The sequence below is a fragment of the Paenimyroides ummariense genome (assembly GCF_900115115.1).
Classification (GTDB): domain Bacteria; phylum Bacteroidota; class Bacteroidia; order Flavobacteriales; family Flavobacteriaceae; genus Flavobacterium; species Flavobacterium ummariense.
In genome coordinates this window covers 1-16,561 of the sequence record NZ_FOVI01000041.1, presented here as the reverse complement: position 1 = coordinate 16,561, position 16,561 = coordinate 1, and the positions used below count along the sequence as shown (strand labels likewise).

Here is a 16,561-nt window from a genome sequence, read left to right as displayed (position 1 = left end):
ATGAAGAAATTGTTGGTAGATCGGGATTTGTAATTTCATCTAATTTTCAACGCGCAAGGTGGTACGACGGTAAAGTTTACACATGGATAGGTAGATCAGTAAGAGGAGGAAGAGGTGAAGGTAATAGTGGACTGAAGTTCGATATACTGGCAGATAAAGAACCTGATAGTTAAATACTTACTTTTTAGTTGTTATTAAATATTATTTAGTTTAATTAAAAATGAATACAATATTGTTAAAACTATGCCTTAATAAAAGTATGGCATAGTTTTTTCGTCTTTTACGCAACAATAACAATTAGATAACTCAATAATTTATTATTCTATGAAAAAATTTTTACACTTTTTTTTACTAATACCTTTGATGGCTGTAAGTCAGACACAGATAGGACAGAAGATAGAGGGAGTAAGTAATGGCGGGACTTTTGGTACAAGTGCTTCTATCTCCGCAGATGGTAGTGTAATTGCTGTAGGAGCTCCGACTAATAATGACAATGGCTCTCTCTCAGGACATGTACGTATATACCAAAATACAAATAATATCTGGACTCAGATAGGAAACGATATTCAAGGTGTAGGATCTACAAATCGTTGTGGCGAAAGTATTGCACTTTCTTCTGACGGATCTGTAGTTGCAATTGGTTCGCCTTTTCAAAGTTCTTCAACCGGTCACGTACGAGTATTCGAAAATGTATCTGGTAATTGGGTCCAAGTAGGACAAGATATAGTTGGTGATGCTATAGTTAATTATAGTGGAATAGCTGTTTCAATGTCAGCGGACGGAAAGATAATTGCGATCGGCGCGCCTGAGAACGATGGGAATGGTAGTAATTCAGGTGTCGTTAAAATATTTGAGAATGTCGCTGGAGTATGGACACAGTTAGGGCAAAATATCCAGGGAGATGCTCCCAATGATAGATTTGGTCAATATGTTAAGCTTTCACGTGATGGAAGTACTGTGGCAGCGAGCTCTGTATTCAACAGTACAAATGGCTCATCCTCAGGACATACTAAAGTGTTTAAAAACATTTCAGGAGTATGGACGCAAGTAGGACAAAATATTAATGGTGAAAGTTCGAACAATCAAAGTGGAACGGGAATTTCACTATCAGAGAATGGTGATATAATAGCTGTGGGAGCCCCAAATCAGGCTGCAAACGGTAATTTTATGGCAGGTGTTGTGAAAATTTATAAAAATGTTAATGGTGCTTGGACTCAGGTAGGCCAAAACATTATTGGAGATAATGAATATGATGGAAATGGATTTAGAATTGAACTTTCTAATGACGGTATGGTATTAGTAACTACTTCGCTTGGGGATTCTACGCAGAATTATAATTCAGGAGCTGTTAGAGTTTTTCGCAATATAGCAAATGTTTGGACTCTGGTGTCAACCATATACGGAGAAGGGGCTCAAGATCAATTCGGTATGGCTTTAGCACTAACACCAGATGCTTCAAAACTTATTATTGGCGCACCACAAGCAGGTGCAGGTGGTAATGTATTCACAAAAGGCTACGCTAAAGTATATGATTTATCTGGAGTACTTTCTACAAAAAAAATAAACGCTGTTAATTTTAATGTTTACCCTAATCCATCAAGTGATGTACTTAATATTGAATTGGATGATAATGCGGTGTTAGAAAATGTAACAATCTATAATAATTTAGGTCAAAAAATAAAGTCTGCAAAAACAACTGTTTTTGATGTTAGCACACTAGCAAAAGGATTATATTTTGTAGAAATTACCACCAATATAGGTAAGGCAGATCAAAAAGTGATTATCAAGTAATTTCATTATTAAATTCAAAATAAAAGATATATGTTAAAAAAATTTTTATGTATAGTGTCATTCGTATTGTTGCCATTACTTTCTGTTGCGCAGGACGCAGACCAGGAATACGAATTGAGATCCAACGAAAAGGAAGGTTGGATTATTAATAAAAAGGGTGAAAAGATCGAAGGTGTCTTAAGATTGATGGGTTCCGAAGATTCTCCATGGGTCAACCAGCAAAAAGTTAGATTTATCGCAAAATCTGATATTGACCCTAGTAAAAAACGCCAGAAACTTAAGGTACTTGATGTTGATGATTTAAAAGGTTATGCAGCCTATGATGGAGATGTATTGCGCGAATTCGAACTTATAAAATATACTAATGTTCGCGAATCTTCCAGAGGCGGCAGCGGATTAGGCGGTAGCATTAAAAGTATTAAAAATTTGAGCAACAGCAACCATATCGCTGAGATAATGATAAAAGGGCCTGTTACTGTGTACAGACTTTACGGACTTCCAACAGCAGTTGCTATTGGTAACAAGCAGGTGCAGGAAATGGAAGATGATTTAAAGCGCTTAAGAAGTACACCGAGTATTCTGGTTTCAAAAAACGGAGGTAAGATCGAAGAGCTTAACAGCAGCGACATGAAGAAGCTTACAGAAGACTGTGAATTTGTACGTGCTAAAATGCTTAATAAAAAATATGTAAGCTACGATCCAGACAAAGAAGAAAAAAAGCGTTCTAAAATGGGAGCTTTATTGAAAAGTGAAATGGAATTAGACGGAGAAAAAATTCAAAAAATGGCACTGGAAGTCCTTACGGATTATAATGCTAATTGCGGAAAATAGTACATGTACAAATAACAGATAATAATTGTTTTAAGCTACAACACTTTCAAGAAACCTTAAAAGTAATATAAGTGGTTCGGTAGAACTCCCGTTAACCACCCAAAACAGCTATAGCGATTCATAATTTGAATCGCTATTTATTTTTTAAAGATTTTTCTATTAAAATTTCAATATAAAAATTTTTAAAAATTAGTTAGATTAGATATAATATTTTCATATTTATTTCATTCTTGCTTTTTTATTTTTGATAAAGTTATATATTTTAAAAGTAAAATTATAAAGCTGGTATTCATTGTCTTTGAAAAGGATTTATTGTCTGGAAAAAGAAAGCCTGAAAATTGGAATTGAGTAAATTATAAATCTATTATATGATTATAGTTTAACCTTTCTAATTTTAAATTTTTGTTCGGAACAAATCCGAGAATTTGAAATCATTATCAAATAGGTAAAGCTCATCTTCTGCAACGGTCATCTTTTCAGGTCTTCTGCTATTGTTTCCATGTTCATTTTTTTATTTAATAAACAATTGGTGCAGTAAAGTAAATCACTCATTAATTAGTAGATTTGTGTTGCATAATTCAGCTTAAAAGTGGTAAAAGTACTTATAATAGACGATGAGGAAAAATTAAGAAATCTGCTTTCAAAAATAATTGGTTTTGAAGGTTTTGAGGTTTTTCAGGCATCAAATATAAAATCGGGATTGCAAAGGTTGCGAGTAGATGATATTGACGTTGTTATTTGCGATGTTAAACTGCCCGATGGAAGCGGTGTAGAGACCGCTAAACTTATTAAAGAAAAACACAAGTCTGTAGAAGTGATTCTTTTAACCGCTTACGGAAATATCCCAGACGGTGTTCAGGCTATTAAAAATGGTGCTTTTGATTATATTACAAAAGGCGACGATAACAATAAAATTATTCCCCTTTTATACAAAGCCAGCGAAAAGGTTGCTTTAAATAAAAGAGTGCAGCAATTAGAAAAACAATTAGCCAAAAAGTATTCTTTTGATAAAATTATAGGCACTTCAAAACCCATTTTACAAGCAATTGCGCTTGCTAAAAAAGTAGCTCCAACAGACGCTACCGTATTGTTAACCGGTGAAACTGGTACGGGTAAAGAAGTTTTTGCGCAGGCAATTCATCAGGAAAGTATCAGAATGAACCAAAATTTTGTTGCTATAAACTGTTCTGCTTTTAGTAAAGAACTTTTAGAAAATGAATTATTTGGGCATAAGGCAGGCTCTTTTACCGGAGCCACAAAAGATCAAAAAGGACTTTTTGAAGAAGCGCACAACGGTACGATTTTTTTAGATGAGATAGGAGAGATGGCGTTAGATTTACAAGCCAAAATTTTACGTGTATTAGAAAGTGGCGAGTTTTTGCGCGTTGGCGATGCCACACCTATTAAAGTAAATGTGCGAATTATTGCTGCAACCAATCGAAATTTGGAAAATGAAATTGAGTTAGGCAATTTTAGAAGCGATTTATTTTATCGTCTTTCTGTTTTTGGTATTGAACTTCCTTCATTAAGAGAGCGTTTAAAAGACATTAAATTATTGGCACAATATTATGCCGATCTTTTTGCAATTAAATCTAACAGAAAACCTTTAACTTTATCTGAAGACTATCTTTCGGCATTAGAAAATAACCCTTGGAAGGGAAATATACGCGAACTGAAAAATGTAATTGAAAGAAGTGTAATTTTAGCAGATGGTGATTTGTTGGACTTAGATACATTGCCTGTAGATTTACAATATGGAAAATTAAATTCGCAACAATTATCTGCTTTTTCAATGGCTAGTGCAGAAAAACTGCATATTCAGAAAATATTAAACCACACCGGCGGTAATAAAGCAGAAACGGCAAGATTGTTAGAAATTGGTATTGCAACCTTGTATAGAAAAATGGAACTATATAAAATTCAGTAAGTAAAAATATCTAATTAAATATGCCTGTAAAAATACTATTTAAGAATGAACTTTGTGAATGGATCGATGTTGAAGCACCTAACGCAAACGATCTTCAGCATTTACAAGATACCTATAAAATAAATAAGTTGTTGTTAGATGATACGATTGAACCAAACCACCTTCCGAAATTTGAGCAACATGAAAACATAAAATTCTTTTTAACCAGAGAGTTTTTAGAAACAGAACGCCAAAATTTAAACACTATTAGCGATGTTAGTACTAAATTAAGTTTCTTTCTTTTAAACGGTATTATTATAACGGTTCATAGAACTAAAAATAAAAGTATTCAAGACTACGTACAACAATTAAACACTTTAAGTGAGCCTGTAACGGCGCATAAAATTGCATTGAATTTGGCACTTAAAGTATTTAAATCATACGATAATGGCAATAGGAATTTAATTGAAGAAATGGATAAGTTAGAGAATGATATTTTTATTAAAAACACAAAATCATCTCTTTTTATTCGCGATTTATACAAGGTTAAGCGCAAAGCTGCATTGGGTTCTAGGCTTCTTAATATTTCAGAAGATTGGGTGCGTACCTTTAAAACGCTGGATCTTTCAGAAAGTGAAGTGGTGGATCTAGTAGATTCGTACAAAGATGCCGTTACCGATTTTGAACACTTAAACATACAAGCAGCCAACTTAATTGCTATGTTTTTGGCTTTTTCAGACCAAAAAGCCAATCAGGTAATGAAACTATTGGCTATTTATTCTGTTTATTTTTTGCCCATTACCTTTCTTGCCGGCTTATATGGAATGAATTTTAAATACATGCCCGAACTTACACAAAAATATGGTTATTTTATTTTATTGGGCATTATGGCAGTCATTGTATTGGTTACTTTTTTCTATTTTAAAAAGAAAAAGTGGTAGTCTTTTTGTAATCCTTAACATAAATAAATTTGAAAGTTGTTAAACAGTATTTTAACAACTTTTTTTCTTTAAATTTTAAGTGTTATTGGTTATTATTATCTTCTTCCCGATTTATAATTTTATTAAAATTAGTGCATTACGAGTTTTTAAACTAAATAATCAAAATGATAAGGTAATTATCATTTTTATAAGTTTTTCTTAGTGTAAAACTTTATTCTTTTTAACATAAAAAACTAACTGTTAGTTGTTTATGTTTTGGTGTTTAGTGTAGGAATGTTTTTTGGCATCATCATAATATAAAATTAAAAAAATAGATATTATGGATCATACAGAAGCCATTCAGGAAATCATAAAAGTTTTACCTGAAACAAATCAAGAATTTAACGAAATGTATAAAACAAAAACATCGTTTATGGTGATTAATGTTTTTACAAAACAAATAAAACAAATAATCCTTAAGAAAGATAGCGAAGTTTTATTAGTCTGTCTTCAAAAAATGAATGATTTGTATCTAAAAGGTGATCAGGCTTTGCGCAATGCGGTAGAAACAGTATTTGTTTTTTCGTTGGATAACTTAACCTTTTGTTGTGATAAAAACTACAGACAAATCATCTTTAATCAACTTCCAACAGAGCTTCATAATGCATATGTTCATCAGGTGTATACATCTGGTAAATAATTATGAAAAAAAGACAATCTAACGAAGAAGGATCATTGGCTTTGAAAATAATCCTTATAAACATTATTGTATTAGTAGCTGTATTTTTAATGGCAGCGATCATACAAAATCTGTAATATTTTATGCAACCTAATAACCCTAATAAATTTAGAACAAAACGAGATTTAATCTCGCTAGAAAACTTCTCTCAGTTCCTTTCAATTTGATAATTACCTTATCATTTTGATAAGATTTTATACTGTAAAAATAGTTTTAATTAAGTGTAAGATATTGATTATTAATTATTTGAATTTTTAATTTTTAGATTGGAACAGCTTTTGGCATAAGGTATTTAAAATAAAATAAAATGAGAAAAACAAATATTAGATGGAAACAGCACGAAGAACCGCCTTCCTTCCCAACATGGCTAAAATCATATCACTTATTGCTTTTTGCTTTTTCTGTAATAATGATTTATGGCGCAGTTATGAAACACTTTAGTACAACTTAATAATAATAAAGAAACAAACAAACAATGACAATAGTTTTAATACTAGCCGGCTTAGCCTGCTTTGGCTTGTTCATAAAGTCAATCGACTTTTTTGAAAAAATCTAGAAAAAGAAATAAAAATTATACACGTAATATCAATCTAAAAAACAAAATAATGATCGCATTATTTATAGTAGCCATTGGTGTATTTGCCTATATATGCTACGTATTGCTTAAACCAGAAAAATTTTAAGAAAGTAACAAGTGAAATGTAAGAACTAAGAAGATAACTTTTTACTGTTTCCTTCTTACTTAAAACTAAAAAAAAAATATGAATACAGAAATTATAGGAATAATCGTAATGTTTACCTTGTCGATATTGCTTGCAATACCCTTTGGTAAATACATTGCAAAAGTTTACGGTGGCGAAAAAACGCTGCTTGATCCCATATTTAACCCAATAGAGCGGATCTTTTTCAAAATAAGTGGCATTAATCCGCAAATAGAAATGAACTGGAAACAGCAAATGATAGCTATGCTTACCATAAATATGGTTTGGTTTCTTTTGGGAATGGTAATTTTAATGACACAGGGAAGCCTTCCTTTTAATCCCGATAAAAACCCGAGCATGTCTGCAGATCTTGCTTTCAATACCGTGATATCGTTCGTGGTAAACTGTAATTTGCAGCACTATTCGGGCGAATCAGGTTTAAGTTATCTAGGGCAATACTGGCTAATGTTTTTACAGTTTGTAAGTGCCGGAACAGGTATGGCTGCCGCAGTAATTTTGTTCAGAGCCTTTAGAGATAAAACCACTGACACCTTAGGTAATTTCTACAATTATTTCGTAAAATCGTGTACCCGTATTTTATTGCCACTTTCTTTTGTTATGGCTATTTTCCTTGCATTCGATGGCGTTCCAATGACTTTTGAAGGTAAAGATACCATTACCACTTTACAAGGAGATTCGGTAGAAGTATCAAGAGGTCCAGCAGCAGCTTTTGTGCCTATTAAACACGTAGGTACAAACGGTGGTGGATTTTTCGGAGTAAACTCTGCCCATCCGTTCGAAAATCCTTCGTACTTATCAAACATAGTAGAAATGGTTGCACAGTTAATTGTGCCATTGGGTATGATATTCGCTTTTGGATATTTTATTAAAAGAAGAAGATTTTCATGGATGATTTTTGGCGTAATGACGGTAGGTTTTTTAATGCTTGCCATTCCAAATATCAATATGGAAATGAACGGAAACCCTGCAATTGCATCTATGGGAATTGATAACTCTCTTGGGGGAATGGAAGGCAAAGAAATGCGTTTTGGTGCCGCAGCATCTGGTTTTTGGAGCATTGTTACCACGGTAATTTCCACAGGTTCAGTGAACTCTATGCACGATAGTTCTATGGCATTGTCTGGTATGAACGAGCTGCTTGCCATGATGATCAATGCATTTTATGGCGGTTGCGGTGTAGGTTTACTAAACTTTTTCATATTCATTATTCTGGCGGTGTTTATCAGCGGTTTAATGGTAGGCAGAACTCCCGAATTTTTTGGTAAAAAAGTAGAAGCTAAAGAAATGAAAATTGCTATGATTATTGCTTTGCTTCATCCTTTCTTAATTTTAGTCGGAGCCGCATTGACAACAGCTTTCCCAGAACACGGAGCGTTAACATTAAACAATCCGGGTTTCCATGGATTCAGCGAAATATTGTACGAATACACTTCATCAGCAGCCAATAACGGTAGTGGTTTTGAAGGTTTGGGCGATAACAATTTATGGTGGAATATTACAACAGGTTTTATTTTGATTTTAGGTAGATTTTTACCAATCATTGGTCCTGTGGCTATCGCAGGATTATTAGCACAGAAAAAATACATTCCTGAAGGAGATGGAACTTTAAAAACAGATACTTCAACTTTCGGATTGATGGTGTTCGCGGTAATAGCAATTGTAGCTGCTTTATCATTTTTCCCTTCTTTGGCTCTTGGTCCAATCGCAGAATATTTCTCACTTAATTAAACTGATTAAAGAATTTAAAAATGAATAATAATACATCATTGTTTCAAAAAGATATGGTTCAGAAAGCGCTGAAACAATCTTTTGTGAAACTAAACCCCAAAACCATGTTCCGTAATCCGGTAATGTTTACCGTATGGATTGGTACTTTGGTTATGTTCGCAGTTAGCTTATGGACATTGGCTGGTGCTCAGGGACAAGGAAGTTTTGGATATAATTTTACGGTTTTCATCATTTTGTTTCTTACTTTATTGTTTGCCAATTTTGCCGAAGCCATTGCCGAAGCTAGAGGAAAAGCACAGGCGGACAGCTTGAGAAAAACAAGAGAAGAAACTCCGGCAAGATTAAAAGATGGAAGAACAATTTCATCTGCCCAATTACAAAAAGGCGAAATTTTCATCTGTGAAGCAGGCGATATCATTCCTTCAGATGGTGAAATCATTGAAGGTTTGGCAACCATCGACGAAAGTGCAATCACTGGTGAATCTGCTCCGGTAATCCGTGAGGCAGGTGGAGATAAAAGCTCGGTAACCGGTGGTACCAAAGTTTTATCAGACAGAATTTTGGTTAAAGTAACCACAGAACCTGGCGAAAGCTTCTTGGATAAAATGATCGCTTTGGTTGAAGGTGCTTCCAGACAAAAAACACCAAACGAAATTGCATTGACCATTTTATTGGCCGGATTTACTTTGGTATTCATCATCGTTTGTGTGACTTTAAAACCATTTGCTGATTATGCCAACGTAAGCATTACCATTGCTTCTTTCATCTCATTATTTGTTTGTTTGATTCCAACGACCATCGGTGGTTTGTTATCAGCAATCGGTATCGCAGGTATGGACAGAGCTTTAAGAGCCAACGTGATTACCAAAAGTGGTAAAGCAGTAGAAACTGCAGGAGACATTGACGTATTGCTTTTGGACAAAACAGGTACAATTACCATTGGTAACAGAAAAGCAACACATTTTCATGCAGCCAATGAAATTGACGAAAAAAGATTGATAAAATCGGCTGTTTTGAGCTCAATGGCTGATGAAACACCGGAAGGAAAATCTATCATAGAATTGGCAGGAATCAATCCGTTAAGTTATGAAGTAAAAAATCCCGAATTCATCACATTTACAGCAGAAACAAGAAGTTCAGGGATTAATTATGAAAACACACGTATCCGAAAAGGTGCAACCGATGCTATTAAAAATATCGTTGCCAATGCAGGAAACCAGTTTCCTAAAGAAGTAGAAGAAAGAGTTAGAGCTATCTCCCAAAACGGAGGAACGCCGTTAGTAGTTTCTGAAAATGAAATCGCATTGGGAGTAATTGAATTGCAAGACATCATCAAACCCGGAATTCAAGAACGTTTTGAGCGTTTACGAAAAATGGGTATCAAAACCGTAATGGTAACGGGCGATAATCCTTTAACGGCAAAATTCATTGCAGAAAAAGCAGGTGTAGATGACTTCATCGCAGAAGCAAAACCTGAAGATAAAATGAATTATATTAAAAAAGAGCAGTCAGAAGGTAAATTAGTTGCCATGATGGGTGACGGTACAAACGATGCTCCGGCACTGGCCCAGGCTGACGTGGGTGTAGCTATGAACTCTGGTACGCAAGCTGCAAAAGAAGCCGGAAACATGGTGGATTTGGACAACGACCCTACCAAACTGATTGAAGTGGTGGAAATTGGAAAACAATTATTGATGACGCGCGGAACGCTGACAACTTTCAGTATCGCAAATGATGTGGCTAAATATTTTGCGATCATCCCAGCTTTGTTTATTACAGCCATTCCGGCATTACAAGGATTAAATATTATGAATTTACACAGTCCGGAAAGTGCTATACTATCAGCTGTAATTTTCAATGCTATTATTATCCCGATGTTGATTCCGTTGGCATTAAAAGGTGTTGCTTACAAACCAATTGGCGCAAGTGCTTTGCTACGCAGAAACCTGTTCATTTATGGTTTAGGTGGCGTACTGATACCTTTTGTTGGTATCAAGCTGATAGATATGCTTATATCAGTTTTCTTTTAATCCTTTAAAAATTTAAATAAGATGAAAAAACATATTTTACCCGCAATAAAATTAACTCTCGTAATGATTCTGTTCTTTACAGTCATTTACCCAAGTGCTGTGTGGGGAATTGCACAATTTGCGCCAAACTCTGGTAAAGGAGAAATTATAGAACACAATGGAAACAAGCATTATGTAAACATTGGTCAATCTTTCACAGAAGATAAGTATTTCTGGTCAAGACCATCAGCTGTAGGTTACAATGCTGCGGGCTCTGGTGGTAGCAACAAAGGACCATCAAATGAAGAATATTTGGCAGAAGTTAAAACCCGTATCGATACTTTTTTAATACATAACCCGGGAATTGATAAAGCCGAAATACCTGTCGATTTAGTAACTGCCAGCGGAAGCGGGTTAGATCCTAATTTCTCTGTTCAGGCTGCAAAAGTTCAGGTAAAACGTATTGCTAAAATAAGAGGAATTGATGAAGCTAAATTGAATCAATTAATTGATGATCAAACTGAAAAACCTTTATGGGGAATGTTCGGCCCTGAAAAAATCAATGTATTAAAATTAAATATTGCATTAGATGCATTAAAATAATTTTTTAGTAAGCAGTAAAAAGTAAGCAGTAAAAAGTAAGCAGTAAAAAGTAAGCAGTAAAAAGTAGATTAACTTATTACATCTCACATCTAAATTTTCACTTAAATATCACAATCTAAAGAAAAAATTAATAATAAAAAACAAAGAAGATCCAGTGAAATAGCAAGCATTAATACATCTTACATTTCACTGCTTACTTCTTACAAATTCAAAAAAATGAAAAAAACGTTACTCATTTCAACCTTAATGTTGGGAATGACAGGGAGTTTATTGGCTCAGGAAACAGAAAAAAAACCTTTAACAATCAGCGGTTATGCCGAAGTGTATTACCAGCAAGATTTTAACAATCCAAAATCAAACACCAGACCAGGTTTTGTGTACAGCCACAATCGCAATAACGAAGTCAATCTTAATTTAGGCTTTATAAAAGCTAATTATCAAACCGAAAAATTAAGATCCAATTTGGCTTTAGCTGTGGGAACCTATATGAATGCCAACTACGCTGCTGAACAAGGTGTTATGAAGAATATCTACGAAGCAAATGTTGGTTTTAAATTATCTGAAAAATACGATTTATGGTTAGATGCCGGAATTTTACCTTCGCACATTGGATTTGAAAGTGCTGTAGGTGCCGACTGTTTTACATTGACCAGAAGTATGTTGGCAGACAACTCTCCTTACTTCGAAACGGGTGCTAAACTTTCTTACAACACCAACAACGGAAAATGGAGTATGGCTGCTTTGGTACTAAACGGATGGCAAAGAATTGAAAGGGTAGAAGGTAACAGCACACCGGCTTTCGGGCACCAATTGACTTATCGCCCCAATGAAAAAGTTACTTTGAACAGTAGCTCTTTCATCGGAAATGATTTTCCGGATGAAGAAAGAAAAATGCGTTATTTCCATAATTTGTATGGACAATTTCAAGTATCAGATAAATTTGCTTTGATTGCAGGATTAGACGTGGGAGCTCAGCAAAAAGAAAAAGGAAACGATGCTTTTAATATGTGGTACAGCCCGGTTTTTATTGCGAAATTTTCTCCAACAGAGAAAGTTAGCATCGCAGCAAGAGGTGAATATTACAATGACGAAAAAGGAATAATCATTGCTACTGAAACCGAAAACGGATTCCAGACTTTCGGTGCTTCAATTAATGTAGATTACAACATTTTACCCAATTTAGTGTGGCGTACCGAAGTAAAAACACTCAACAGCAAAGACGAGATTTTTGTTAACAGAGATGCTATTTCTAAAAAAAATAACGTAATGGCTGTTACATCATTGGCTATACGTTTTTAACACTTTTGTTTTTACTCAATTTTTTCCCCTTGGCATTTTTTGTGAAGGGGAATTTGTAAATTTATTCAACTTAAAATGCTTTATGGACGAAAGAAAAAGTGCCGAACATTTTTTAGATTTAATTCAGAAATCGCGACGCGGAAAATTTAAATTGTACATTGGTATGAGTGCCGGTGTGGGCAAAAGTTACCGTATGTTGCAAGAAGCACATAGTTTGCTAAAAAATGGCATCGACGTGAAAATTGGTTACATCGAAACCCACAACCGAGCCGAAACCCATGCGTTGCTAGAAGGACTTCCCGTTATTCCTCGAAGAAAACTTTTTTACAAAGGAAAAGAATTGGAAGAGCTTGATTTGCAAGCCATCATCAGCCTTCGTCCCGAAGTGGTTATTGTAGATGAGTTGGCTCATACAAATATAGAAGGCAGTAAAAATGAAAAACGCTGGCAAGATGTGATCGATATTTTAGATGCTGGAATAAATGTAGTTAGTGCCGTGAACATTCAGCATATAGAAAGTTTAAATGAAGAAGTGAAAGACATCACCGGAATTGATGTTCAGGAGCGAATTCCGGATAGTATCGTAGCTCAGGCAGATGAAGTGGTGAACATCGATTTAACGGCTGAAGAATTAATCAACCGATTAAAAGAAGGTAAAATTTACGATCGATCTAAAATTGAATCAGCGCTTAATAATTTTTTCAAAAGCGAACATATCCTGCAACTACGCGAATTGGCATTGAAAGAAGTAGCTTCACAAGTTCAAAGAAAAGTAGAAAACGAAGTAGTTTTATCAAGAAATATCAAAAAAGAAAAATTTCTGGCATGTATCAGTTCCAACGAAAAAACGGCAAAAAATGTCATTAGAAAAACGGCTCGCTTGGCAAATTATTACAACAGCAAATGGTATGTTATGTATGTGCAAATTCCAAAAGAAAGTGCCGATAAAATTGCTTTAGACAAACAACGACATCTCATAAATAATTTTAAATTAGCCACTGAATTAGGTGCCGAAATTATTAAAGTAAAAGCGAAAAACACTACAAAAGCAATTATAAAAGAATGCGAAGACCGAAAAATAACTACCGTTTGTATTGGTAAACCGCATTTAAATTTATTTAAGATTATCTTAGCAACCGATACATTTAATGCATTGTTGAGCAAGTTATCGCAAGAAAATATAGATCTGGTAATACTTTCTTAAAATGAGAATAAAAGCAAAATTAAACTTTGGCGTAGGTGCATTGTTCCTATTAATATTAGCATTGGCGCTTATAAGCAGCTGGTATGTTAACCAACTTAAAAAAGACACCAACAACATATTGGTAGCCAATTATAAAACTTTGCAATACGCGCGTAATATGTTATTGGCATTAGAAGACGTGGCTAAAGATGAAACCGCAATAAACACTTTTCAAGAAAATTTAAACCTGCAAAAGCAAAACGTTACCGAAATAGGCGAAACCGAAGCTACCAATTTAATCGATAAGCATTTTAATACGTTGAAAAACGAACCAACAAACGCATCAATTAATTCTTTTATTAGAAGAGATATTACAGAATTAATGCGTTTAAACATGGAAGCGATCAATCGTAAAAGCAGCATTGCAGATGATACCGCCCAAAAAGCAATCGTAATTATATCGGTTACAGGTACCTTGTGTTTTTTAATCGCATTTACTTTGCTGGTCAATTTACCGGCAAGTATTGCAAATCCTATTAAAGAATTAACAGAAAGTATAAAAGAAATCGCCTCGCAGAATTATAAAAAGCGGGTGCATTTTGAAAGTCATAATGAATTTGGTGATTTAGCAAAATCATTCAATACCATGGCACAAAAGCTCGAAGAATATTCTGAAAGTAAGCTCGATAAAATTTTAAAAGGAAAAAAGCGGATTGAAACGTTGATTGATAACCTTCACGACCCCGTTATAGGTATCGATGAAAACAAAAAAGTTCTTTTCGCTAATGAAGAAGCATTAACTATTTGTGGCTTAAAAAAACAAGATTTTATAGGTAAACAAATACAAGATATAGCAGTAGCTAATGATTTAATTAGAAGTATTATAAAGGATATTTTTGTTCCAAAAGATGATAAAGTCAAATCGGAACAATTAAAGATTTATGCCGATGGAAGAGAAAGTTATTTTGAAAAAGAGGTGGTTGATATCAACATTTTTCCAACAGGCGAAGCAGATAGTGAATTCATTGGTCAGGTTATTCTTTTAAGAAACATCACTCCTTTTAAAGAGCTTGATTTGGCTAAAACCAATTTTATGGGAACCGTATCTCATGAATTTAAAACACCAATTTCATCGATGCAGTTAGGTATTCAAATTTTAGAAAATGAAAAAACAGGTGATTTAAATGAAGAACAAAAATTATTGATTAATGGGATAAAAGATGATGCCGACAGACTTTTACGAATTACGGGCGAATTGTTAAACATTACACAAGTTGAAAGCGGAACTATCCAAATAAACATGACTCATTCTGAAATTAACCCCATGATTGATTATGCTATAAATGCCAATAAAGTGGCAGCAGAACACAAGAATATTAAAATTGATGTTTCAAAAATAGATGATGATTTTATCATTGCTGCAGACAGTGAAAAAACGGCATGGGTTCTTACCAATTTACTGTCTAACGCCATTCGCTATTCGTATGATAACGCTACAGTAAATATTAAAGTAGAGAAAATAGAAAATCAAGTAAAATTTTCGGTAACCGATACAGGACAGGGCATTCAACCACAATTTCTACATAAGATATTCGAGCGTTATTTCCGTATTCCAGGCACCAAAAAAGAAGGTACCGGCTTAGGATTAAGCATCAGTAAAGATTTTATAGAAGCACAAGGTGGAAAAATATGGGCAGAAAGCGAGTATGGTGCTGGTAGTACTTTTTCATTTACTCTAAATAATTTTGCTTGAAAAGTATATATAAATAAATAATAGAACAAAACATACAATCTTTAGAAATGACAAAGACTATATGTTTTGTAAATAGGCATTCGATTTGTATGTAAGATATCTAAGTAATAGCACCTTCAAGGAAGGATTTAAAAGTTTAATTTGCATTCATATCTTATTTGAAAAGACGGATATTTTTCATTGTTAAAGAGATCAAGCTACAACACTTTCCAGAAACCTTAAAAGTAATATAAACGGTTCGGTAGAATTCCCGTTAACCACCGTTTATGGGTATTAGTTCCATAGATTTTAAGCTAATTTTGCTCTTAGGTTTTTTAATTTTTTTTCATACTTTTTTAGCTGAGAAATTATTTTTAAATTCTCTTTGTTTTTACTTTTAACTTTTAAAAGATTTAGATCTTTTTCAATTTTTTTAAGTATTGATATTGGATCATGTTTATCGTCATCTGCTTCGGATGAAATTTTATTTTCTAAAATTTGCATTTCTCTACTTATGGTTGATTGTTCAGTCAGTGCATATTCTTCAGTCTGTTTAATAGACTGATGTCCCAGCATTTCTTTTACTACGTGCATAGGAACGCCATTATTCAAAGTAACTGTACTACCGAAAGTCCTTCTTGCTTTGTGTGTGGTAAGGTTATCATTAATTCCACATAATGTAGCAATTTCCTTTAAGTATTCGTTCATCTTTTGATTCGATTTCACTGGCAGTAAAACATTGTTAGCTTTACACAGAGGATGATCTTTGTACTTCTCTAAAATTTCTATTGCTTTACCGAGTAGGGGAATGGTTGTTGAAGATCCTGTTTTCTGCCTTTCTGAAATGATCCATTGTTTCCCATCAATTCCGATTTTTAATTCTTCCTTCTTAAATTGCTTTACATCTATATAGGCCAAGCCTGTATAACATTGAAAAACAAAAATGTCTCTTACTGCACTTAATCTTTCAGAATCAAATATTTTATTTTCCAAAGTTGAAAGTTCATGAGAGCTTAAGGGCGTCTTTTTAACAGCAACCTTTTTGTTTTTAAAAGCTTTAAATGGATCTGAAGTTATTATGTCCTTTGAGATTGCCCT

At 33.9% G+C, this 16,561-nt stretch carries 13 protein-coding genes; 12 read left to right on the top strand and 1 reads right to left on the bottom strand.

Translation table 11 applies throughout. From position 1 onward, the window contains the following. The first annotated feature begins 324 nt into the window (after positions 1-324). From BM253_RS16210 to BM253_RS16155, 12 genes are all read left to right on the top strand, one after another. Positions 325-1,791: a T9SS type A sorting domain-containing protein gene (locus BM253_RS16210; protein ID WP_091526389.1), complete on the top strand. Its 1,467-nt coding sequence runs from the start codon at positions 325-327 to the stop codon at positions 1,789-1,791. 30 nt (positions 1,792-1,821) lie between these two features. Next, entirely contained in the window at positions 1,822-2,622 is an 801-nt protein-coding gene (locus BM253_RS16205; protein WP_091526387.1) for a hypothetical protein, read from the top strand. Positions 2,623-3,211: 589 nt separating this feature from the next. Continuing rightward, entirely contained in the window at positions 3,212-4,549 is a 1,338-nt protein-coding gene (locus tag BM253_RS16200) for a sigma-54-dependent transcriptional regulator (protein ID WP_091526385.1), read from the top strand. A gap of 20 nt (positions 4,550-4,569) precedes the next feature. Beyond that, positions 4,570-5,469, top strand: a complete 900-nt coding sequence (locus BM253_RS16195; RefSeq protein ID WP_091526383.1) for a CorA family divalent cation transporter — start codon at positions 4,570-4,572, stop codon at positions 5,467-5,469. Between the two features lie 319 nt (positions 5,470-5,788). Then, entirely contained in the window at positions 5,789-6,148 is a 360-nt protein-coding gene (locus tag BM253_RS16190) for a DUF7674 family protein (protein ID WP_091526382.1), read from the top strand. Between the two features lie 644 nt (positions 6,149-6,792). Further along, positions 6,793-6,870 carry a K(+)-transporting ATPase subunit F gene (gene kdpF, locus BM253_RS17725; protein ID WP_136901194.1) on the top strand — a complete coding sequence of 26 codons (78 nt, stop codon included), beginning with the start codon at positions 6,793-6,795 and terminating at the stop codon, positions 6,868-6,870. 78 nt (positions 6,871-6,948) lie between these two features. Beyond that, positions 6,949-8,637 (top strand): potassium-transporting ATPase subunit KdpA, encoded by a 1,689-nt coding sequence (gene kdpA / locus BM253_RS16180; protein WP_091526377.1) that lies wholly within the window; start codon positions 6,949-6,951, stop codon positions 8,635-8,637. Positions 8,638-8,657: 20 nt separating this feature from the next. Then, a complete protein-coding gene (gene kdpB, locus BM253_RS16175; RefSeq protein ID WP_091526375.1) occupies positions 8,658-10,667 on the top strand; it encodes a potassium-transporting ATPase subunit KdpB in 2,010 nt (669 codons plus the stop codon). Between the two features lie 21 nt (positions 10,668-10,688). Beyond that, positions 10,689-11,249: a K(+)-transporting ATPase subunit C gene (locus BM253_RS16170; protein WP_091526372.1), complete on the top strand. Its 561-nt coding sequence runs from the start codon at positions 10,689-10,691 to the stop codon at positions 11,247-11,249. A 216-nt stretch (positions 11,250-11,465) separates the two neighbouring features. Then, a complete protein-coding gene (locus BM253_RS16165) occupies positions 11,466-12,548 on the top strand; it encodes a porin (protein ID WP_091526371.1) in 1,083 nt (360 codons plus the stop codon). An 82-nt stretch (positions 12,549-12,630) separates the two neighbouring features. Further along, a complete protein-coding gene (locus BM253_RS16160; RefSeq protein WP_091526369.1) occupies positions 12,631-13,752 on the top strand; it encodes a sensor protein KdpD in 1,122 nt (373 codons plus the stop codon). Between the two features lies 1 nt (position 13,753). Next, positions 13,754-15,484, top strand: a complete 1,731-nt coding sequence (locus BM253_RS16155) for an ATP-binding protein (RefSeq protein WP_091526367.1) — start codon at positions 13,754-13,756, stop codon at positions 15,482-15,484. 288 nt (positions 15,485-15,772) lie between these two features. Here BM253_RS16155 and BM253_RS16150 read toward each other — a convergent pair. Beyond that, positions 15,773-16,561, bottom strand: a 789-nt coding sequence (locus BM253_RS16150; protein WP_177205812.1) for a site-specific integrase, incomplete at its 5' end; no start/stop codon positions are given.

Excerpts from the sequence above, each read along its gene's own strand:
- kdpF (WP_136901194.1), top strand. The coding sequence starts at position 6,793 with ATGATCGCATTATTTATAGTAGCCATTGGTGTATTTGCCTATATATGC.
- BM253_RS16165 (WP_091526371.1), top strand. The coding sequence starts at position 11,466 with ATGAAAAAAACGTTACTCATTTCAACCTTAATGTTGGGAATGACAGGG.
- BM253_RS16210 (WP_091526389.1), top strand. The coding sequence starts at position 325 with ATGAAAAAATTTTTACACTTTTTTTTACTAATACCTTTGATGGCTGTA.
- BM253_RS16190 (WP_091526382.1), top strand. The coding sequence starts at position 5,789 with ATGGATCATACAGAAGCCATTCAGGAAATCATAAAAGTTTTACCTGAA.
- BM253_RS16170 (WP_091526372.1), top strand. The coding sequence starts at position 10,689 with ATGAAAAAACATATTTTACCCGCAATAAAATTAACTCTCGTAATGATT.
- BM253_RS16155 (WP_091526367.1), top strand. The coding sequence starts at position 13,754 with ATGAGAATAAAAGCAAAATTAAACTTTGGCGTAGGTGCATTGTTCCTA.
- BM253_RS16205 (WP_091526387.1), top strand. The coding sequence starts at position 1,822 with ATGTTAAAAAAATTTTTATGTATAGTGTCATTCGTATTGTTGCCATTA.
- BM253_RS16195 (WP_091526383.1), top strand. The coding sequence starts at position 4,570 with ATGCCTGTAAAAATACTATTTAAGAATGAACTTTGTGAATGGATCGAT.
- kdpB (WP_091526375.1), top strand. The coding sequence starts at position 8,658 with ATGAATAATAATACATCATTGTTTCAAAAAGATATGGTTCAGAAAGCG.
- BM253_RS16160 (WP_091526369.1), top strand. The coding sequence starts at position 12,631 with ATGGACGAAAGAAAAAGTGCCGAACATTTTTTAGATTTAATTCAGAAA.
- kdpA (WP_091526377.1), top strand. The coding sequence starts at position 6,949 with ATGAATACAGAAATTATAGGAATAATCGTAATGTTTACCTTGTCGATA.